The sequence below is a fragment of the Neobacillus sp. 19 genome (assembly GCF_049463095.1).
Lineage (GTDB): Bacteria > Bacillota > Bacilli > Bacillales > Cytobacillaceae > Neobacillus.
Genome location: NZ_JBMPZU010000001.1, coordinates 15,851 through 37,171, shown reverse-complemented (window position 1 = coordinate 37,171; position 21,321 = coordinate 15,851). Strand labels below are relative to the sequence as shown.

At 43.2% G+C, this 21,321-nt stretch carries 18 protein-coding genes and 1 pseudogene; 3 read left to right on the top strand and 16 right to left on the bottom strand.

Annotated features, from left to right (window positions below):
- Nucleotides 1-231: 231 nt before the first annotated feature.
- A complete protein-coding gene (locus ACO1D1_RS00170) occupies nt 232-579 on the top strand; it encodes a hypothetical protein (RefSeq protein ID WP_423334547.1) in 348 nt (115 codons plus the stop codon).
- Nucleotides 580-669: 90 nt separating this feature from the next.
- Here the strand turns inward: ACO1D1_RS00170 and ACO1D1_RS00165 are convergent, their stop codons facing one another.
- Nucleotides 670-1,113 (bottom strand): ferritin-like domain-containing protein, encoded by a 444-nt coding sequence (locus tag ACO1D1_RS00165; RefSeq protein ID WP_423334546.1) that lies wholly within the window; start codon nt 1,111-1,113, stop codon nt 670-672.
- Nucleotides 1,114-1,570: 457 nt separating this feature from the next.
- Here ACO1D1_RS00165 and ACO1D1_RS00160 point away from each other — a divergent pair, with 457 nt between their 5' ends.
- A complete protein-coding gene (locus ACO1D1_RS00160; RefSeq protein ID WP_423334545.1) occupies nt 1,571-3,427 on the top strand; it encodes an N-acetylmuramoyl-L-alanine amidase in 1,857 nt (618 codons plus the stop codon).
- 193 nt (nt 3,428-3,620) lie between these two features.
- On the opposite strand, the gene galU is transcribed toward ACO1D1_RS00160, so the two are convergent.
- A complete protein-coding gene (gene galU, locus ACO1D1_RS00155; protein ID WP_423334544.1) occupies nt 3,621-4,556 on the bottom strand; it encodes a UTP--glucose-1-phosphate uridylyltransferase GalU in 936 nt (311 codons plus the stop codon).
- A gap of 352 nt (nt 4,557-4,908) precedes the next feature.
- On the opposite strand from galU, the gene ACO1D1_RS00150 reads away from it, so the two are divergent.
- A complete protein-coding gene (locus tag ACO1D1_RS00150; protein ID WP_423334543.1) occupies nt 4,909-6,978 on the top strand; it encodes a molybdopterin-containing oxidoreductase family protein in 2,070 nt (689 codons plus the stop codon).
- Nucleotides 6,979-7,216: 238 nt separating this feature from the next.
- Here ACO1D1_RS00150 and ACO1D1_RS00145 read toward each other — a convergent pair whose 3' ends face one another.
- The 14 genes and pseudogenes from ACO1D1_RS00145 to ACO1D1_RS00080 form a co-directional block, all read right to left on the bottom strand.
- Nucleotides 7,217-8,854, bottom strand: a complete 1,638-nt coding sequence (locus tag ACO1D1_RS00145; RefSeq protein ID WP_423334542.1) for a fibronectin type III domain-containing protein — start codon at nt 8,852-8,854, stop codon at nt 7,217-7,219.
- A 251-nt stretch (nt 8,855-9,105) separates the two neighbouring features.
- Nucleotides 9,106-9,444 (bottom strand): bh protein, encoded by a 339-nt coding sequence (locus ACO1D1_RS00140; RefSeq protein ID WP_149871717.1) that lies wholly within the window; start codon nt 9,442-9,444, stop codon nt 9,106-9,108.
- Between the two features lie 194 nt (nt 9,445-9,638).
- Nucleotides 9,639-10,553, bottom strand: a complete 915-nt coding sequence (locus tag ACO1D1_RS00135; protein ID WP_423334578.1) for a sugar-binding transcriptional regulator — start codon at nt 10,551-10,553, stop codon at nt 9,639-9,641.
- A gap of 243 nt (nt 10,554-10,796) precedes the next feature.
- On the bottom strand, nt 10,797-12,203 hold the full coding sequence (gene lpdA / locus ACO1D1_RS00130; RefSeq protein WP_423334541.1) for a dihydrolipoyl dehydrogenase: 1,407 nt from the start codon (nt 12,201-12,203) through the stop codon (nt 10,797-10,799).
- A 13-nt stretch (nt 12,204-12,216) separates the two neighbouring features.
- Entirely contained in the window at nt 12,217-13,560 is a 1,344-nt protein-coding gene (locus ACO1D1_RS00125) for a dihydrolipoamide acetyltransferase family protein (RefSeq protein WP_423334540.1), read from the bottom strand.
- A 15-nt stretch (nt 13,561-13,575) separates the two neighbouring features.
- Complete coding sequence (locus tag ACO1D1_RS00120) at nt 13,576-14,568, bottom strand: alpha-ketoacid dehydrogenase subunit beta (RefSeq protein ID WP_423334539.1); 993 nt, start codon at nt 14,566-14,568, stop codon at nt 13,576-13,578.
- Nucleotides 14,569-14,585: 17 nt separating this feature from the next.
- Nucleotides 14,586-15,568: pseudogene (locus tag ACO1D1_RS00115) on the bottom strand (thiamine pyrophosphate-dependent dehydrogenase E1 component subunit alpha).
- A gap of 200 nt (nt 15,569-15,768) precedes the next feature.
- Nucleotides 15,769-16,122, bottom strand: coding sequence for a PTS glucitol/sorbitol transporter subunit IIA (locus ACO1D1_RS00110; protein WP_149871721.1), 354 nt, complete (start codon nt 16,120-16,122; stop codon nt 15,769-15,771).
- A gap of 24 nt (nt 16,123-16,146) precedes the next feature.
- Nucleotides 16,147-17,424, bottom strand: coding sequence for an NAD(P)H-dependent oxidoreductase (locus ACO1D1_RS00105; protein ID WP_423334538.1), 1,278 nt, complete (start codon nt 17,422-17,424; stop codon nt 16,147-16,149).
- 283 nt (nt 17,425-17,707) lie between these two features.
- Nucleotides 17,708-18,646 (bottom strand): sugar-binding transcriptional regulator, encoded by a 939-nt coding sequence (locus tag ACO1D1_RS00100; RefSeq protein ID WP_149871723.1) that lies wholly within the window; start codon nt 18,644-18,646, stop codon nt 17,708-17,710.
- 24 nt (nt 18,647-18,670) lie between these two features.
- Nucleotides 18,671-19,690: a PTS glucitol/sorbitol transporter subunit IIB gene (gene srlE / locus ACO1D1_RS00095; RefSeq protein WP_149871724.1), complete on the bottom strand. Its 1,020-nt coding sequence runs from the start codon at nt 19,688-19,690 to the stop codon at nt 18,671-18,673.
- Nucleotides 19,691-19,706: 16 nt separating this feature from the next.
- Nucleotides 19,707-20,237, bottom strand: a complete 531-nt coding sequence (gene srlA, locus ACO1D1_RS00090) for a PTS glucitol/sorbitol transporter subunit IIC (RefSeq protein WP_149871725.1) — start codon at nt 20,235-20,237, stop codon at nt 19,707-19,709.
- A gap of 17 nt (nt 20,238-20,254) precedes the next feature.
- On the bottom strand, nt 20,255-20,680 hold the full coding sequence (locus tag ACO1D1_RS00085; protein WP_423334537.1) for a transcriptional regulator GutM: 426 nt from the start codon (nt 20,678-20,680) through the stop codon (nt 20,255-20,257).
- A 351-nt stretch (nt 20,681-21,031) separates the two neighbouring features.
- Nucleotides 21,032-21,316 carry a PTS sugar transporter subunit IIB gene (locus ACO1D1_RS00080; protein ID WP_149871727.1) on the bottom strand — a complete coding sequence of 95 codons (285 nt, stop codon included), beginning with the start codon at nt 21,314-21,316 and terminating at the stop codon, nt 21,032-21,034.
- Between the last annotated feature and the right edge of the window lie 5 nt (nt 21,317-21,321).

Sequence of the window (21,321 nt, the reverse complement as noted above, 5' to 3'; positions counted from 1 at the left end):
ACCATTCCCTTCTTTTTCATTATACAAATATTTTCCATGTTGGTTGGCGCTTTTTGATTATGTAACAAATTGTTCAAAGATGTGGTTTGGGGTGTTGTGCTTTCACTTGGGGTTTAATTTTGTTTTGAAAAAACGACCAAGCCTGAAGTGTGACAGGAATGAATAAAAAGTCCTCAGCCTTAATATTTATTAATAAATGTCTTATCATTTCTTACTTTATATTTAGGAGGAATGTCTCTGAAAAGTGTAAGAATGATTCAAAGAATAGTTGGTGTCCTCCTTCTTGTGTACGGAATTTATCTTATTTTCGTCACACAGGAATTCTTCGGTACCTTACTAATTATTATAGCTTTTTTAATTTTCCCCAGTTTAAGTAAAGAAAAAGTGCGATCCTCAAGCGACAATCCTAATAATCACGTTTACTACAATGATTCAGCCAATGATCATAACCACGTGGCGGATGGAGAGTCAGGTGACAATAACGATGACAGTGGTGGCTCCGGTGAGGAAAACGGAGGAAATTCTGACGGTGGCGGAGACAGTGGAGATTATGTAGGCGGGGGAGGTGACGCCGACTAACACCTCCGCCCCCCTCCTATTTACTATGGTCAAACACAAAAATGCCCCGGTGCCAGTTCATTTCGGGGCATTTTCCTATTATTGGAGAGTTCACTTCTTTGCTTTTGCAAAATAATACAGAAACCAAACAGCGTGATTTTGCTCGTCTGCAGCTGCCCGCTTGAAAACCTCTTTAATGAACGGATCGTTCGAAGTATCCGCAATTTCTAAGTAAAAATCCACTGTTTTTTGCTCATCCTCTAAGGCAAATTCCAATCCTTGTAAATATACCCCCGGACACCCCTCAATCATTTTGGGCTGAGGAGGCATTCCTGTAAGGCCGCGATAAATTTGAACAAATTGCTGATAATGTTTTATTTCATCCTGTCGAATCTCAAGGATTCGCTCCCTTTCCTTCTTATGCGGCGCTAAATTGGCCAGCCTCGCATAACAATCAATAGCACTATATTCACCATTAATAGCTTTTTCAATATCCTGAATCAATGTATTAGATTGCCGATATAAGGCATCATGGTAATTTGTAAAAGGATACATAAAAGAACCTCCCCCGTTTATCTTCATTTTATATCCTATGTGGCAACGGGAAATGGGTGTATGATGGGACATATTTGGAACCTCTCTTATTGCTTCATCTGTGCGGGTGTTTACTTGTTCACTTTTTCCTAAAATAGAACTTCACACCCATCGCAAAATTACCCCTCATTTAAAAGATTCCTTACAAAAATCGCCTTATTCCCCGGGAAACTTACGATTTTTGATCTTTTTCCACTCTGATCCCTTAATTCATACGCCAACCTTCTCTATGAAATTACGTTTTTTTCCTAATACAGGAAGAATTTTGGCGATTTATACTTCACATAACCAGAAATAGAGTTTAATATAAACATATCTATTTCCGGTGTAGCGGCCATTTTGTCCACACAGGGCGTGAAGAAACGGGTAAATAGGTTCATTAGAATAATTAGAAAAAGAGGGGAAAGGGAATAAGGCATTGAAAAGGAAACTCATCATTTTATCAATTTTCGCATTGCTTTTATCAATGGGATTAGGAAATTCACCTTCCTATGCTGTCAATTGGGGCTGGTCAAAAGAAAACGGTAAGTGGTATTTCTACCAAAACAATACAGCAGCAACGGGATGGGTCTATAGCGGGAATAAATGGTATTACATGGACGCAAAAGGAGTCATGCTGACAGGCTGGCTAAAATCTGAAGGAAAATGGTATTATCTGCAAGGCGATGGGGCGATGAAAACCGGCTGGCTGTATACCGGCGGTAAGTGGTATTTTCTCCAGGCAAACGGAGAAATGAAAACCGGCTGGTTGAACCTCGGGGAGAAATGGTATTATCTCCAGGACGATGGTGCCATGAAAACCGGCTGGCTCAAATTGGATAACGTCTGGTATTATCTCAAGTCAAGCGGGGAACGAGCCACAGGGCTTTTAAGTCTAGCGGCGGATCTTTTTTATTTTAATAGTTCAGGAGTTATGCTCGAGAACCAGTGGCAGGAAGTCGGCGGCAAGAAATATTACTTTAAGAGTGATGGCTATGCTGCATTAGGCCCTGTAGATATTGGTGAGAAGAAATATCTTTTTAATACTAATGGCGCATTAATTTCCGGATGGGGATTAAGCGGCGGCAAGTGGTACTATTCCGACCAAGAAGGCATCGTTCAAACCGGCTGGCTGGCCGAGAACGGTAGAAAATATTATTTAAACCAAAATGGGACCATGCAAACAGGCTGGTATGAAGAGCAAGGAAAAAAGTACTTTTTTAATAATAGCGGGGCATTAACAACCGGAATCGCCGTAGTAGGCGGTAAGGGCTACTATTTTGATCAGGACGGTGTCCTTTTTATCGGTGATTGGCTTACGGTCAATTCGAAAAAATATTACGCAAATGAGACAGGACAGCTTCAACAGGGCTGGTTCAAACTAAATAACATTTGGTATTATGCTGCCTCCGATTTTTCGCTCCAGACAAACTGGTTGTTAACCGGTGGGAATTGGTACTTTTTAAATTCACAAGGGGAAATGCAAACAGGCTGGTTTCAAGATAACAAAGGACGGTATTATTTAAATTCAAGCGGGGCCATGCAGACTGGATGGCTCAAATTGAATGGAAAATGGCATTTCTTCAACCAATCCGGCGCATTGCAAATTGGCTGGTTTAAAGTGAATAACTATTGGTATTATTCCGATTCCGACGGGATCATGCTGACTGGCTGGATTACAGTTGGCGGTGTGGATTACTTTTTAGATGCCAATGGCGCCTGGAATCCTTATGCCCATTCGAAGGATTCGACAACCAAAACGATTGTCTTGGATGCCGGGCATGGCGGCTATGATGGCGGCGCCAGTGCGGCTGGTGTTTTTGAAAAGAACATCAACCTACAGGTCACCCTAAAATTTGCTGATCTCTTAAAAAATAACGGCTACACCGTCTATTTAACGAGAAGCACTGATGAATTTGTTTCATTGGACGGGCGTGTAGAGTTTTCGAATTCGATCAAACCGGATGCATTTATCAGTATTCACGTAAATTCGTCTACTAGCAGCGGGGCGCAGGGAATTGAAACCTATCATAATTCAGCAGATGGGGTCATGCCTGCGGAAAGCAAGCGGCTCGCTTCCTTCCTTCAGGATGAAATTATTAAAACAACAGGAGCGGTCTCAAGGGGCATAAAGGATGAGAGCTTTAGAGTCATACGGGGCAATCAAACACCGGCTGTTTTAGTCGAAATCGGCTTCATTTCAAATGACAAAGAACGGGCAAATCTTGTTAGTGACAGCTATCAAAACAAACTCTGTTCCGGGCTGCTTAACGGGGTCATGAAATTTTTTCAGTAAATAATCCCTAACCAGTTCAAGGTATAAGGAAAAGCCGCATTTTACTAAGAGGTCTACTCCAAGTAAAATGCGGCTTTTTTCAATTTCACAACCACACCTCTTGCGGTACGTTCACAACCACCGGCAAAAGAGCACAGAATTCGGAACTGTCCACCCCAGATGGAACGTGTCCACGAAGGGTGCCTGACACCATTTATACTTGCTGGGTGTTGTTTTCCACTTTTTCTTTTGTGCTGTTTGGTTTCCTATTTCCTTCTTCGTCTGCGGCGATGAGTTCTTTTAGGAATTGCAGCAGTTCATCATGAATGCCTTCTTGCTGGAGGGCTACTTCGATTGTTGTTTTGACAAAGCCAATTTTTTCACCGACATCGAACCGCTTTCCTTCGAAGTTATAAGCAAAGACGCGCTGGATTTGATTTAGCTTTTGGATGGCATCCGTTAACTGGATTTCACCGCCAGCCCCTTCCTCCTGCTGGTCTAGGAACATAAATATTTCAGGGGTTAGGATATATCTTCCCATAATCGCTAAGTTAGATGGAGCTGTTCCAGGCTTTGGCTTTTCAACAAAGTTTTTGACTTGATAACGTCTGCCTTCCTGCGCAAGCGGATCGACAATCCCGTACCGGTGTGTTTCATTTTCCGGAACATGCTGTACCCCAATAATCGACGAGAAGGTCGCTTCATACTGGTCAATCAATTGCTTTAAACACGGGGTATCGCTTTGGACAATATCATCACCCAATAGCACGGCAAATGGCTCATCGCCAATAAAATTCCGTGCACACCACACTGCATGCCCCAGTCCTTTCGGCTCTTTCTGACGGATATAATGGATGTCAGCAAGATTGGAGGTGTAGTTTACCTTATTTAAAAGATCCCACTTTTCTTTTTCAAGCAAGTTCTTCTCAAGCTCAGGAGCAAAATCAAAATGATCCTCAATTGCCCGTTTTCCTTTACCTGTTACGATAATAATATCTTCGATTCCAGCAGCAATTGCTTCCTCAACGATATATTGAATCGTTGGCTTATCCACAATCGGAAGCATCTCTTTTGGCATTGCTTTGGTTGCTGGTAGGAAACGTGTACCTAATCCAGCAGCAGGGATGATTGCTTTACGAACCTTTTTCACAGCCTGTCTCTCCTTTTTTCGTCACTCATTATATGCAAATTATGACAATATTTTTATATTTACCCAATATGAACCACAATAATCGAAATTATTATACCACATGCCCACATCAAAAATGGGATTCAGCCTATTTTATTCCCAAAGTTCCACAGACTAATGTGCCTTCATGGTGCCTGACACCCATATTCATGTTATGATAGTAGCAAAATTTAAAAATATCAATCTATTGCTAATGGTGCCTGACACCACGAAAAGACAGTATTCCACCTGGGGCGGACAATTGAAATGCCTGGCCGCTCCCCGAGGGTATGTTTGGGTGATTGTTATTGTGGAAAGGGGTTTTTGTGTTACTATGCCATCTTTCATTGATGTGCCAAATGGTGTGTTTCATGCTGTTTGCCCGCTGGACTGCCCGGATCAGTGCGGGTTGCTTCTGCATAAGGTGGACGGAAGTATTGTAAAGGTAGTGGGCAATCCCGAGCATCCGGTAACCAAAGGTCATATCTGCAACAAGGTTCGCAACATGTCAGAGAGAATTTATGATGAAAGTCGCCTGCAATATCCGTTAAAACGTATAGGCCCCAAAGGTGAGGGAAAGTTTGAACGAATCAGCTGGGAGGATGCTCTAAGCACCATTACTTCCCGATGGAAGGATCTCATCGCCACAGATGGACCGGAAAGCATTCTCCCCTACAGCTTTTACGGAAACATGGGAAGGCTAAGCGCTGAAGGCATGGACCGCCGTTTTTGGCATCACTTGGGTGCCTCAAGATTGGACCGGGCAATTTGTAACTCGGCTGGCTCAGCAGGGTATCAATATACGATGGGCGCAAGCTTAGGAATTGACCCTGAGGATACGGTTCATTCCAAGCTGTTCATCTTTTGGGGTATTAATGCGGTAAGTACCAACATGCACCAGGTCGCCCTGGCGCAGCAGGCCCGCAAGCAAAACGATGCCAAAATCATCGTCATCGATGTTCATAAAAATCAAACAGGCAGAATGGCAGATTGGTTTATTCCGATTCGGCCAGGGACGGACAGTGCCCTCGCCCTCGGATTAATGCACGTCTTATTTGCCGAAGAACTTGTAGACCACGACTTTTTGCAAAAATATACTGTCGGTATCGATGAACTGCGCGACCATGTCGTTCAATATGACCCTGTCAAAGTGTCCGAAATTACCGGCGTACCTGCAGAAGACATTTACAAGCTGGCCAGGATGTATGGCGCAACGTCACCTTCCTTTATCCGCATCGGCAACGGGCCCCAGCATCATGACAATGGCGGCATGTTCGTCCGTACTATCTCATGCCTTCCTGCCCTAACCGGTCAATGGCTCGTGAAAGGCGGCGGTGCCATTAAAGGTAATTCTGCCTACCTTGCCCTAAACACTGCGAGCCTGCAGCGGCCAGAGCTTTTGAAAAATAAAAATACCCGGGTCATCAACATGAACTTGCTGGGCGATGCATTATTAACGCTGGACCCGCCGATTAAATCGCTGTATGTGTATGGTTCCAATCCCGCTTTAGTTGCACCGTCAAGCAATAAAGTCAGAGAAGGTCTTGCGCGAGAAGATTTATTCCTTGTCGTTCATGATTTATTTTTAACAGAAACGGCCAAGTATGCCGATCTTGTTCTGCCAGCAACTTCGTCTTTTGAAAACACGGATTTATACACATCGTACTGGCATCATTATGCCCAAATCCAGCAGCCGCTCATCTCACCATTCGGGGAGTCAAAATCAAATGTGGACGTCTTCCGTTTACTGGCAAATGGAATGGGATTTGGTGATGAGGCAGCTTTCACAGAAACAGAGACAGCGATGATTGCAAGCGCCCTGAATCATCCTCAAAATCCTTATTTGGAGGGGATTGATTACGACGCTTTATCTGAACAGCACTATCTGAAAGCCAAGGTCAAACCACTGTTCCCCGGGACACTTCCGACTCCTAGTGGAAAAATAGAGCTATATTCCGAGAGGATGAAACAAGATGGGTATCCTGCCCTGCCAACTTATATCCCGCTCGTGAATGATGGAGACCATCGCATTCAATTTGTACCCGGGCCGAATCATAATTTCCTAAATTCCACCTTTTCCAATAATCCGAAACATATCAGCCTGGAAAAAAAACCTAAGTTACATATGAATCAGTTAGATGCGCTTGGGGCTGGCATTGTGGATGGAGACAGAGTGCGGGTGTGGAATAATCGCGGGGAATGTGTGCTTCAGGCAGTGGTCGGGGAAAATGTCCTACCAGGAGTGGTCGTATCACAAGGACTCTGGTCGGATGCTGCGGCAAGGTCAGAAGAAGATTCAACAGCCCCAAAATACCTAGTTAACTCGCTAACCCCAGATCGCATCAGCGATATGGGAGGCGGCGCAACCTTCTTTTCAGGAAGAGTTACTGTGGAAAAAATGTAGTTTTGCGAATGCAGCAGCTAGTCTTTTTAATATATCGGTCGCTTAGAGCCTTATTAGCGACCGTTTTTTTGACGCTTCCTTCTGTTAAAAAAGCTGACCAAAAAAAACTGCAGGAATCCACACATTCCCGCAGCATGTTAAAATACCCTCACGTTGCCTTTCACGGTGCCTGACACCCTATTTACTCTCGTCATAGGGCAAAGGGTGTCAGGCACCCTTTGTTCAGGCGCTCTTTGTTCTAGTGAATCCAGGCGCCGTCTTTGCCTAGTTTGTATTTACCAATATAGGTGTTGTAGGCCATGCTTCCGTCGGATTTGAGGTAGTACCATTTTCCGCCTGTGTATACCCATCCTGTAGCCATTTCACCACTTTGATTCATGTAGTACCAAGAGGACCCTGATTTCACCCATCCGGTTAGCATGGCGCCGTTATTATTCATGAAGTACCATGTATCTCCTGTTTTCACCCAGCCAGTTTTCATGGCGCCACTTGTGTCCAAGAAGTACCATTTCCCGCCTGTAAATACCCAACCGGTTTTCATGTCACCATTTGGATTCAGGAAGTACCATTTTCCGCCTGTATATACCCATCCTGTAGCCATTTCACCATTATTTTTCATGAAATACCAGCTTGGACCGGATTTTAACCAGCCTTTTGTAAGCTTATCTGTACCAGCCGTATAATGGTACCAACTGTCACCTAATTGGACCCAACCTGTAATAGCGGCCTTGGTCGAAGTGTGGAAATAAACCGGTAATACATTAAGTTCCTCCGGCTCCTCCCCATTAGTATATGAAACAACAAATGCAACATAATCAGTATCAGGCTTTAATCCTGTTAAAAAGACATTTTTAGATGTCGTCTTCACTTCAGACCCTTCTACATCACTAAACCGTTCACCGTAATAAACTTTATAATAATCAGGTTTAATCTCGCTGAAATCATTCCAGGCCAGTCCAAACGCTTTATTGGAAACGATTTTTTTGTCTTCAGCCAGTAAACTATATACCACCTCTACTCCCTTACTGACCAACTGGTCTGCCACCTTTCTTGCACTGCTGCCTTTTGAAAAATTGATCGGAGAATAATAAAAGAATACTGTTTCAAGACTTTCTAGCGTAAGAAGAGTTTCAATGTCCTTAACTTCGGTTCCGGATAAATCAAGGTAATATATATGTTTCAACCCAGCCAAAGGTCTGATATCAGAGATAGGATCGTTGGATAGATCGAGGATCTCCAGGTTTTCCGCTTTCTCAAGTCCCGAAATTGATGAAATCCCTTGATCGTATGCATATAATTCTGTCAAATGGTCAAGGTCACTTTCGTATAGGCCGCGATTTTCAATTCCCAACTGATCTTTAATGGCTTCAGCTAGGTTGGCATCCTTGAGGGTAACAACCCCGCCGCTTGGTGCTTCATAGGTTGTAAATTCAAATGTGGTTTCCTCATTTGTCCATACGCCATTTTTCAAAACCTTAATCGTTATGGAATACGTTGTATTCGGCTCCAAGTTTTTAATCGAATATACATTTTCTTCTTCATTTGGGTTTGCTGGTAGAGTCGCAACTTGGTTGCCATTCAAAAGAATTTGATAGGAAATCATTGGGCTTCGATAATCGTACATCCAAGAAATCCACACTGAATCTTCGGTGAATTTATAGTCTGTGACATAGACTGCTTCAACTGCTTCTTCCCCATTATCCTCAGTTTTAAGCTGATTCTCACCAGCCTTTGACTGCATTAGCTTTTGCTCGAACTGAATTTTTGCCTGTGTAAAATCATGTGCCGGTTCTTGCGCGAAAGCAGTAGCCGGTGTCAACAATGACGCGCCGAGACCAATCGATAAGACGATCTTCGGCAATTTGTAACCTGCCATTTAATAATCCCCCTCTTAAACTGTTATTCTCTCATTAATAGTGAGCCCCATTATAGAATTCACACTACATTAATTATACTAGCAGACAGCATCATTTGACATAATCATTGAAAAAAATATCAAATTTAGTCAAAAATAGACAAATTGCAACATAAAAAGCTCTCCGACGAAAGATGTCAGAGAGCAAAGTTTAAACGCAAATTATGAAATAAAGACCTACATTTAATGGAGTGAAAATCGCCTGAAAAAGATCATTGCACCTTTTTATTGATTTTTTTCAAAGCTTCTTTCGTTTCATTGAGATATTTTACCAGACGTAAAGGCTTACTTAACACTCTCTTCGGAAACCCCTCAATGAACTTCCCTTGATCCGTTTTATATTCATCAGTTAATCTTGTTGGTTTCGATGTAACGCGCTTATATACCTCTTTGTACAATTCCCTCATCGGACTCATATCTGTCTCGATTGTACGGCGGCAGTTCGTACAATCAATACTTTGAATCTTATCGTTTAAATATTGAACACGATGCAGGGTTTCGTCATGACAATGTGAACAATAAAGGGTGACATCTATTTCTGAAATCTTCATATAGGTCTTCTCCTTTACAAATATTCCACAGACTTTCTTTCAAAAAAGAACCCGTTATGCGGGCTGCTATCTTTTCAATCAAGTTAATTTTTCATATTATATAGTAATCAAACGATTGTGAACATGTACCTGATTTTACTCATTTTCCTCTACCTAAAATAATGAAAAATTTAGTAGATACTTACTATTTTATATTATACCTCATGTTGATATTTTTTTAAAATTGCACCTGCCATTTGTTCGTCAATAATCAGGACATCAATCAATTGGCCTCTTAATGCGCCAAGCACACTTTCTGCTTTCGGCTCTCCTTCAACAACAGCAATCACCATATCAATGTTTTTAATTTCTTCCATGGTAATGCCAATTACCTTTCTGTATAAAGAATCCTTAACAGAATTTCCGTTTTGATCGAAAAAGCGGTACCCAATGTCACCCACCACTCCCAATTCACGGAGATGGCTTAAATCCGTTTCCTTCAAGTAGCCAACATTCATTAATGTGGAATTCTTGAAAGGATTGCCGATACTGATTACCGCAACATCTACATTCCGTCCACTTTCTAATACCGTTTTAATATCCTGCATCGCCATCAGCCGATTTTTCACTTCTTCTGTTTCAACAATCGCTGGGGCATACAGATACGTACATGTGCCGTTCATTTTTTTCGCTAAATCGTTGGCCAACTGGTTGGAATGGATTTCCACTGATTTTACACCCATACCGCCCTCTAATGGGACAACCTTTATGTCTTCCCTGCGCTCATAAGGATATTCATGAACAAGGTGGGCAAGCGTCGTGCCCCATGAAATACCAATACTTTTGACACCCTTCATATTTTGCGATAAGTAGTTTGCACCTGCTAGACCAACTGCCCGTTTTGCCAATTCACTTGACACGCCGTTGGCAGGTACCACAACAGCATCCTTGAGACCAAAATATTTCTCAAGCTGCTGCTCCAATTCAACGGTTCGAACCGTTTCATCTTTAATATATATATTTACAATTCCCTCATCCTTTGCCTTTTGAAGCAATTTGGATATGACGGGTCTTGATACGCCCAATTTTGCAGCGATTTCAGCCTGTGTCCAGCCATCGTTATAATACATGCTGGAGACCTTAACCAATTGCCTTCTTTCTTGCCACTCCACGTAGACAGCCCCTTTTATAAAAGCCCATGATTTTTACAAATGTATTCTATAAGAACATTTTACATGATATTCCTTTTAAAACCAATAAATCGTTCCATACCAACGCAGCACGCCTCCACTTTTTAGCTAAAAAACACATGGAAATCCCCCAATCATCAAGGAATGAGGGATTTCAAATGTGTTTTTTATAAACCTATGAAATTAACCAACAAGGACCATCTTTTTACGAGACTCCAGTTTCTGAACAGCCTTCACAGCCGCTTCAAAAAATGTTTCTGAAATCGTTGGATGCGGGTGGATCATTTTTGCCGCTTCCTCTACGGTTCCTTCGAGATACATAAACGCTGATGCTTCGGAAATCATTTCCGTAACATGGGCTCCTGCCATCACTACGCCAATAATTTCTCCGTATTTCGCTTCAAAAATCACCTTCGTGAAGCCCTCCGGCTCTCCTGCACTTAATGCCTTCCCGCTTCCGGCAAAGTCAAACTTCTCGGTCCGGACTTCGATGCCCTGCTTCTTGGCCTCTTCCTCTGACAAGCCGACAGAAGCAATCTCCGGAAGCGTGTAAATGCAGCGCGGCATTACTTTGTAATCTATACTATCTTGGATTCCGGCCGCATTATTCGCTGCCACCACCCCTTCCGCACTTGCGGCATGGGCAAGCTGCCAGCCGCCAATTACGTCGCCCACGGCATACACATGGCTAATGCTTGTCTCCATTTGATCATTTACCTTTAGGAACGGACCGTTTTGTTCAAGATTTACCTCTTTTACCGCAGACAGGTTTGGCCGGCGGCCTGTGCTGACAAGCAAAGTATCGGCTGATAGGGCCAGCTCTTTGCCCTTTGCATCGACGCAAACAACTGTTTTTACACTGCCGGTTTGTTCCACTTGCTGGACTTTAGCCCCAACATGAAGCTTAATACCCTTTTTCTTCAAATTCTTTGCCAAAAACTTTGAGGCCTCGGCATCCTCCGTCGGCACAATCCGGTCAGCTGCCTCCACGATTGTAACCTCTGTTTTCAAGGCAGCAAAAATCGTGGCAAATTCGACGCCAATGACTCCGCCGCCAATAATGATTACCGATTTTGGAATATCCGGAAGATCAAAGATCGTATCACTTGTGTGATAGTGGACAGAATCCAGCCCTGGAATTGGTGGCACAGCCGGCGTTGAACCAGTTGCCACAATGACCTTTTCCGCTCCAATCGTCTCTTCCCCTAATTCTGTTTTAACCATGACATTTCCGTCTGCCAAAAGCGTTCCAAAGCCGTTATAGACATCAATTTTCCCTTGTTTCAGCAAAAAGGCTATGCCGCCGCGCAAACGCTCGATGACGTCATTTTTTCGTTTCTTCATTTTATCAAAGGAAAGGGTCAGGGAGCCGGTTTCGATCCCCCAATCCTTCGCTTTTTCAATTTGTTCAATTATTTCAGAATGCTTTAAATAGGTTTTGGACGGAATACAGCCTCTGTTTAAACACGTGCCGCCGAGAAAATCCGCCTCAATCAGCGCTGTTTTTTTACCAAGCTCTGCTGCATTTAATGCGGCTACATAACCGCCGGGTCCACCGCCAATTACGACGATTTCATAGGATGATTTCAACTCTTTCACCTCATTACACTAGTAACTCAAACGGATTTTCAAGAATTTGTTTCAATTCTGTCAAGAAGGCAGCCGCCGGTGCACCGTCGATGGCCCGGTGGTCAAACGATAAACTGAGCGTCATCATTGGGCGAATTTCTAGTGCACCATTAACAGCAACAGGTTTATCAACGATCCGGCCGACCCCAAGAATCGCACTATCCGGCTGATTGATGATTGGTGTGAACGCATCAACCGCATACATGCCAAGATTACTGATCGTAAACGTAGAACCTTTTAGCTGGTCTGGAAGTAATTTATTCTCCCGGGCACGCTTGCCAATGTCCTTCGCGTCTTGAGTAAGTTCAGAAAGCCCCTTAAAGAGTACATCTTTGACAACAGGGACCATTAGTCCGCCAGGAACAGCCACAGCCAGTCCAATATGGACATGTCCATGCTGTACGATTTCATCGCCTTCAATTGATACATTCACTTCCGGATGACGAGAAAGAGCGGCAGCAGAGGCCTTGATTAATACTTCTGTATAAGATAATCGCAAACCAGTTTGTTTTTCGACCACTGGCAGAAGGGAAGCACGAAGCTCCTTCACCTTCGTCATGTCCACATCTGTTGTTAAGGTAACATGCGGCGCTGTGTAAGCACTTTGTGCCATCCGCTCAGCAATCACCTTCCTCATACCGGACATCTTCTTGCGCTGTGATTGGGCAGGTGCCGGAGCGGCTTCTGCTCTAGCTGCACGAGAGATGACATCCGTCTTGACAATTTTTCCGTTTAACCCACTGCCGGTAACCGCTGACAAATCAACCTGCTCGGCAGCAGCAATCTTCCGGGCAAGCGGAGTTGCTTTCGGCACTGCCGATACACTTTCGACAACCGCGACGACATCTCTTTTCTGGACACGGCCATTTGGACCGCTTCCCTGGATATTCCCTAATACCAGCTCATTTACCCTTGCAAGCTTCCGTGCAGCCGGTGTGGCGCGCGGCTTCTCGCCACTTTGACTTCCCGCGGAGGCTGCTTCCACAGAAACCACTTCTGCAGGCGCCTGAACTTCAGCCTCTTCCTTTGCCGCTTCTTCAGAACCGGAAATTCCCGGTGAGGTGTCAGGCACCGTTTCCTCCGCCTCACCGATATAACCGATGATTTGATTGACCGGCACCTGCTCATCTACTTGAAAATATTTTTTCAAAAGGATTCCGGCATCGTAAGCTTCCACTTCGATGTTAATTTTATCCGTCATGATTTCAAACAATGGCTCGCCAATCTCGACGCTTTCCCCTTCTTCTTTAAACCACTGAAGGAGGGTCCCTTCCGCCATTGTCGAACTAAGCTTTGGCATGAAAATTTCTTTTGCCACTGTGAACCCCTCCTTCTATTTATATTTAACGGTTTCCCTAACAGCTGCCAAAATGTCAGGCACCTGTGGAATCGCTGCTTTTTCTAAATTTGGATTATATGGAATGGGCACTTCTTTACCGCCTAAGCGCTTAATCGGTGCATCCAGGTAATCAAACGCTTCACTTTCAGCCACCATGCTGGCAATTTCACCGCCAATACCGCCGCGGCGGACGGCTTCATGCACCACAATTAAGCGGCCTGTCTTTTTCACCGAGTTAATAATGGTTTCTTTATCAAGCGGTACGATCGTCCGCGGGTCAACAACTTCGACGCTGATTCCTTCTTTTTCAAGTTCTAAGGCTGCTTCAAGCGCTTTATGAACCATAATCGCTGTAGCGACAATCGTTACATCTGTACCCTCACGTTTGATATCTGCTTTGCCTATTTCAATTGAATATTGTTCTTCTGGGACGTGTGAAGAAGTTTTATACAGTAATTTATGTTCGTAAAATATAACTGGATTGTTATCGTCTATCGCTGCTTTCAAAAGACCTTTAACATCATAGGCAGTTGAAGGCTGCACCACTTTCAAGCCGGGAATATGGGCCATCCATGCTTCTAAGCTTTGCGAGTGCTGAGCGGCAGCCCCTGTTCCGGAACCTGCAGGTGTCCGTAACACCATCGGCACTTTTCCTTTCCCGCCAAACATATAACGTGTTTTCGCTGCTTGGTTAACAATTTGGTCCATCGCGATTGTGATGAAGTCTGAAAATTGCAGTTCCAAGATCGGACGCATACCCGTTAACGCAGCACCGACCGCTGCACCGGCAATCCCAGCCTCTGATATCGGGGTATTCCGCACACGTTCTGGTCCGAATTCTTCAATCATGCCGCGAGTAACACCGAACGCCCCGCCGTAAACACCGATATCTTCACCAAGGATAAAGACATCGTCATTTTGCCGCATTTCCTGGCTCATCGCTTCACGTACTGCTTCTAAATAAGTAATTTCTCTTGTAGCCATCATTTTCATCCTCTCCTGTATTATGCGTAGACATCCTCTAGTAAACTATCAATTGATGGTTCAGGGCTGCTCTCTGCGAACTTTACCGCATCCTCTATTTCTTGAAGTGCCTCATCATGCAGCTGTTTCGCACTTTCTTCCGTTAAGACTCCTTCTCCAATCAGGAACTCTTTAAACCGCTTAATACCATCTTTTGCTCTCCACTCTTTCTCTTCTTCACGTGTGCGGTATTTTTTCGCGTCACTTTTAGAGTGGCCTTTCCAGCGGTATGTTTTCATTTCAATTAACGTTGGACCAAATCCACCGCGGGCACGCTCTACTGCCTCGTTTACCGAATTCATGATCTCAACCATATCAAGTCCATCTACGACCTTGCCAGGAATTCCATATGCACCGGCACGGTCAGCAATATTTTCAACTCGTGTCATTTCTTTTACCGGGCCAGACATGCCGTATTGGTTATTTTCACAAATAAAGACAACCGGCAGATCCCAAATCGCAGCAAGGTTAACGGATTCATGGAAGCTTCCTTCATTTGAAGCACCATCGCCAAAGAAGCAAAGGACAACGTAGTTTTCTTTTTCATTTTAGACGTGAGCGCTGCACCGACTGCAAGCGGTAAGCCGCCGCCAACAATACCATTGGCACCAAGGTTCCCTTTTTCAACATCGGCAATATGCATTGAGCCGCCTTTTCCTTTACAATAACCTGTTTCCCGGCCAAACAGCTCAGCCATCATTTTGTTAACGTCTCCTTCTTTGGCAATGCAATGGCCATGGCCGCGGTGTGTGCTGACAATTTTATCCTTTCTGCCAATCACAGCAATCGAACCGGCAGCGGATGCCTCCTGGCCGACACATAGATGGGTAGTTCCGTGAATCAACCCTTTCGCAAAGAACTGATCCACCTTTTCATCAAAATAGCGGATGAGCCACATTTGTTTATATAAATCTTTCAACTTCTCTTCCGTAATCATCTCTGGCAGATTCATCGTTTTCATCATTTCTATTTCCTCCTTTTACATTTGTTCTGATGTGTTACATTTGTAAACATCATACCCCCTATTACCCTTTCCGTCAAGTAAAAGCAGGCTGATTTTCCGGAAAATTTTAATAAAAAAAGGGAAAAGCGGGCAGGTTTTTTTCGAACCATTTCCTCTTTCCCTTTTCGCCTTCACTGCTCATGATCTATTTTATTTACGGCCTACTTTATAGTAATAACTGTTCCTTCTTCAATGGTTGGGAATTGATGCGGGTGTGCAAATACCGCTCCAGGTAACACTTCCTCCATTGGCTCTTGGAAATAAATTGAGATATGCCCTAATTCCTTAAAGTTTTTGTTCGCTAGTGTTCCAAGGGCTGTTATCGTAAACGACTCCCCGCCAAATTGAATCGTACCGCCCTCTTTTAATGGCTCCTCCGTTACGCTTTCAAATTCATGAATGACCGCCATTTCGCGCAATTCCTTTGGTGCCTGCGGGCCAAATAAGATTACAATTTTATCCTCTTTAAACGTCGGCACTAATACCCCGATTTCCTGTACAACTGATTTTGTCACGTTCTATACCTCCGAAGTTTGTTTTTACAGTCTTACTAATGGGCGATTCTCAACACTTACTGGGAATAGCTGATCTTGAAGTGAGCGTAACTTCCAAACGGTTGTCGATGAATCTAATTCCACATCATCCAACGTTAAGAATTGGCCAAGTTTAATATCCTTTTTCACAACCACTTTACCGCTGATCAGGCCGATTGGAATATGGCCGTTTACTGTCATATCCACATGTGTCTCAAGAACACCGCGAACAGAATAGCCGCCGATGCCGTCTAATGTTTCGCCTGCTTTAATATCCCGTTTAGCCACAGCTACTGTTTCAGAAATTGGTGCACCAATTGGGTGGATGGATGAATCATGTTGTAGGACTGCTTTTGCAATTGTAATCGGTGTTTCCAAGCTCGCAAGGTGGTATGGGCGATATAGTGTATAGTGTGGCCCTTTCCCCACTTTTAAATAACGAAGTTCGTGGTCAACAGGTTCTAGGTCGCTTTTTACGATGACAAATACACCAGGAGCAAGGCCGTCTACATATTCTACAACACCGAAGCTGTCCAGTACGCCGCCATTTTCTTTTAGATCCAATTTGTCCGCCACATCTTGAACGGTTGCTGATACACCATGCATGCCGACTTTATCAGGCAGAAAACCGGTTGCATTACTTAACAGGTTCATCTCCGCCATTGTTTTCGTTCCATCTTGGAAGGCTGCCAGCATATGGGCACTCATTTGTTTTTGTTTCGCTTCCGCGGCACAAACATCAGGATTTGATAGTGGGTTTAACTTATTATTTTTTCCTTTACCTGCAACTAATACTTCAAATCCCATTGTTTTCGCAAATTCATATAATTCTAGAGTTGCAGCCGGCTCATCGCCTGCAGAACCTGTATATACTAAGCCTGCATTATTAAACATTTGATACATCACAGAACCGATGGTAATATCTACTTCAACATTTAAAAGAACAAGGTGTTTTTTCGAGCGTAAGGTTTCTAGCGAGATATTTGCTCCGACCTCTGGCACCCCTGTCGCATCGACAATGACTTCCACCGTTGGAGATTGAATCACTTCACGAAAATCGCTTGTGACAATAACCGGGTTCCTTTTACTAGCTTTTGAGTTATAAAAGTCCGCTGCTCTCTGGGCAGCTTCCACGTTGACATCACATACACCTGCAACAATCATTCCAGGAATATTGGAAATTTGCGCGATCATTCCGAATCCCATTTGACCAGCGCCGATTACTCCTACTCTTATTGGCGCGTTTTCACGTTCACGTTGTAAAAGCTGTTGATAAACTGACATGTACGATTCCTCCTAAATAGGTTCTTAATTTATAACGCTTACATTCTATCTAACTAACAAACACGGTTAACTATTATTTTAGTTACAAATGTTATCCACTGTAACACTATCCTTGTTTAATTCACATATGTTACTTTACATACCATTTGTTCCTACAACTTTAGTCTATACCTCCATGTAAGGGCTGTCAAGAGTGAACTTTCAAAAAACTTATATAAATTTTTGGTCATCAATAAATAAAAAGCTGCACTTGAATGACGCCCAGTGCAGCTTTCTTCTCTAACTATTCAACCAAGGCATTTGCGGTCACTTCATCTGTAATCAGGACATGGATTAAGTTCCCTTCGAGGGCCGCTTTAATCGCCTCTACTTTTTCTAAACCGGAAGCAACACCAATCACAAGCGGGATCTGCTTTAACTTTTCAAGTTCGAGAGCAATGACCCGGTCGTTCCACTGATTTTCGACAGGCTTGCCGAATTTGTTAATAAAGTTATAGCAAATGTCACCGACAATTTCTTTGTCATCTATAATTGACTGAAAGTCTGAGCCTAAGTACGATTTCACCATTGTAGAATGCTCAGGGCTTCCCCCAATCCCCACCACGGCAATATTTGACTGCTCGGCAAGGGTAAACGTGCTGTGGATGGAAGGCTGCCGCATAAGCACTTCCTTCGCTTCCTTTGTGTCCACCATTACAGGGAGATGAAGAAATTCACATTGCGCTTGAAATGCTGCTCCAACTCTCGCAACAATCGAATTGGAGTGGATATCTACCTGTTCGTTCCCCATTCCGCCTACTAATGGAACAACCGTAAGTTTAGGAAACATTTGCGGCGAATTCAACGCTTTGGCCACTTCATTCAAGGTGGTCCCGGAGGAGAACCCAATGATTTGTCCGTCCTTAATCATCCTTTGTAAAAATTCGCTCACTGCTTCTGCCAGCTGTTTCTTGGAAGATTCCTGTCCCACACTTTCAATACAGACAACCTCGCGAAGGTTATAAAGCCGCTCCACCTTCCGCTCTAACTGACTAAATTGATGCAAGCCCTCATCATGGATCGTGATTTCCACGATTCCCAGTTCCCTTGCCTTCGTCAAATATTTCGACACAAGCGAACGGCTGACACCGATGACTTCCGCAATCTCCGACTGGGTAGCTCCTTCGTTATAATACATTTGGGCCACTTTTACTAATATTCTTCTATTGTCAATAATAACCACCGAACAAACCTCTTCCCTGCCAATTTAGTACATACCGATGCTTGCAAAATAGGCAATCACAACAGCTGCTACACCAGTGATTAAACGGCTATATAAAACAGCCGGCACTCCGTAACGGACTGTTTCCGGTTTTGCTTCACCTAAAGATAGACCAACTGGAATAAAGTCACAACCTACTTGACCGTTAATCGCAAATAATGCCGGTAATGCATATTGCGGCGGAATATTTCCTAGTGCAATCTGACTTCCAATTAATACCCCAATAACCTGTGCAATAACCGCACCAGGTCCTAAAACCGGTGATAAGAATGGCAGCGTACAAATAATAACAATCACCAGAAGTCCCCATAATGACCCGGCAAGCGGAGATAAAGAGTTCGCAATGACGTCACCAATTCCAGTATAATTAATAATCCCCATTAACATACTGACAAATGCCATAAATGGAATGATATTTTTTAATAACATTTCAACGGTATCACGGCCGGCTTGATAGAACGTTCCGGTTACATTTCCAATTCCTTTTGAAAACCGGAGCAGCAGATTTTCTTTTTGATGTTCTGCATGTTCTTTTTTCAGTTGTTGATAGCTTTCCTTGAATTTCTCCTTATCGCTCGTATCAAACTTAGGTTCATCTTCTACAGCCTCCTGCGCTCCGGCTGCTTGTGTATGTCCCTCTGCCAGTGCAATATCTTTTACGGTTACACCGGAAACAAAAATGTCCTCGGTGATATGCTTGGCGAGCGGACCTGAAGGTGAGGATGGAAGAATATCTACTGTCGGAATCCGCTTCATTGGATAGACGCCAATTCGGGCAGTACCTCCACAGTCAATGACCACACACATCATTTCCTCTTCAGGATAAGAGCCTTTAAAACCATCCACTGCCTCTGCACCAGTTAATTCTGCAATTCTTCTTGCTACCGGGTGAATACCGCCACCTGTGATAGAAACAACCTTGTTCTTTTTACCATTTGGCTCTATATAAAGGCCGACGCCCCAACCGCCTGAACCTTTTGATACAAATACTCCACGTTTAGTCATCTAGAACCTCTCCCTTCTATCTTGATTCCGCTTCTACTTTTTTAGCTAGATAGTTTGTAATTAACTCGGTCACTACCCCGCGGATAAAAATAATAACAATACCCACTAAAAAGTAACGAACAGCAAGGTCTGCGACCGGCAGGCCCAATTCCTTGATTCCATTGGCAATACCTAAATAGACAAAGAGCTCACCCGCGTTTGCGTATGGGAATAAACCCGTAACCGGATGAACAAATGAAACTGCAGAATCATAGAATGCCGGCTTTTGTTTCTCTGGTAAAAAGCGGCCAAATGTATATGCCATTGGATTTGTTAACAATAAGACCGATAGCACCGGCATTAACGTATAGCGCAGCAATGTATATTTCGCAGCGAACTGGATTGCTCTGCTTACTCTATCTTCCCCGACGAACTTAATCACCGCATACGTAAATGTTAGTAGTACGACCAACGTTGGGACAATTCCGGTGAATAACCCCATAAATGTTTCTCCACCCGCATTAAACATCCCGATGAAATGTTCCCCTAACCATTTAATCCATTCCATAATTTAGTTGCCCTCCTTTATGCTTCCATAGAAATTTTACTTTTTGAAATTGTTAGCAGTGCATTTTCTCCTGCTTGTAAAAGTGCCTGTTTAAACGCAGGCAGCTTCTTCTTTGTATATTTTGCAGCACTGTCATTGACATCATTGACGATCTCCCCAACATGCTGCCCTTTATATGAATCTATCGGTTTGAATTTCGTTAGAACCGACATTCCCTTTAACATGTGGCATTCATGAACAATGTAGTCCTGATCGACGACAAGAACGGCAATGGCCCCTGGGCGGAATTTCCCTCTTTGCATGCCGGAGAACATGAAATACCCATCTTCTCCTTTATAATCACGAACAATTTTATCAATATTTTTCTTATAAGACCTGATTTGAATGAGTGACAGTACATATTGAACAATGAGAACGGCACATAGAATAATAGCTAACTGCACGAAATCCCTCCTACTTTAACTATCCTGCTTAGATTAACTACCGTTTCTCACCCCTTCCATCCGTGATATAGCGTTTTCATTTTTAGGTAAAACGCTTTCAATCATACGAAAAAATTTTTACATAAAAAACAGACTGAGTTGAACAAATGTTACGTTGTATAACTTTGAATTATATTTTTCACATTTGTTACAACGTGTTGCATTTGTTATATATTTAGAATAATAAAAATGGTTGTGCCTGTCAATGATCTTTAAAAATATATTTTTACTAAAGGCTGCCGTTTATATAATTAAAAGCTGAATATACCACAGAAGAAAACAGCCTGCATCATCTGCAGACTGTTTCTTATACTACGCCAAAATTTGTGTTTTGATTTTTTCAAACATCGCATCTTTTCCAATTCCAGTTAACAATGGCACGCCGTCAATGATCTTACTCTTAATATTATCAGGTACTAGTGTCGTTGAAACGATAATATCATAATCATCGATTCTGCTAAGTTCCTCACTGATTTTGGATTGGTATAATTTCACCTTATTTTCCAAACCATTTTCTGCTAACCACGTTTTAACTTTCCCTGTCACGATTGTTGATGTTGCAATACCTGTTCCACACATAATTAATAATTTTTTCATAATTC

Excerpts from the sequence above, each read along its gene's own strand:
- ACO1D1_RS00170 (WP_423334547.1), top strand. The coding sequence starts at position 232 with ATGTCTCTGAAAAGTGTAAGAATGATTCAAAGAATAGTTGGTGTCCTC.
- ACO1D1_RS00165 (WP_423334546.1), bottom strand. The coding sequence starts at position 1,113 with ATGTATCCTTTTACAAATTACCATGATGCCTTATATCGGCAATCTAAT.
- ACO1D1_RS00150 (WP_423334543.1), top strand. The coding sequence starts at position 4,909 with ATGCCATCTTTCATTGATGTGCCAAATGGTGTGTTTCATGCTGTTTGC.
- ACO1D1_RS00145 (WP_423334542.1), bottom strand. The coding sequence starts at position 8,854 with ATGGCAGGTTACAAATTGCCGAAGATCGTCTTATCGATTGGTCTCGGC.
- ACO1D1_RS00140 (WP_149871717.1), bottom strand. The coding sequence starts at position 9,444 with ATGAAGATTTCAGAAATAGATGTCACCCTTTATTGTTCACATTGTCAT.
- ACO1D1_RS00135 (WP_423334578.1), bottom strand. The coding sequence starts at position 10,553 with ATGTATTATAACGATGGCTGGACACAGGCTGAAATCGCTGCAAAATTG.
- ACO1D1_RS00120 (WP_423334539.1), bottom strand. The coding sequence starts at position 14,568 with ATGATGGCTACAAGAGAAATTACTTATTTAGAAGCAGTACGTGAAGCG.
- ACO1D1_RS00105 (WP_423334538.1), bottom strand. The coding sequence starts at position 17,424 with ATGTCAGTTTATCAACAGCTTTTACAACGTGAACGTGAAAACGCGCCA.
- srlE (WP_149871724.1), bottom strand. The coding sequence starts at position 19,690 with ATGACTAAACGTGGAGTATTTGTATCAAAAGGTTCAGGCGGTTGGGGC.
- srlA (WP_149871725.1), bottom strand. The coding sequence starts at position 20,237 with ATGGAATGGATTAAATGGTTAGGGGAACATTTCATCGGGATGTTTAAT.
- ACO1D1_RS00080 (WP_149871727.1), bottom strand. The coding sequence starts at position 21,316 with ATGAAAAAATTATTAATTATGTGTGGAACAGGTATTGCAACATCAACA.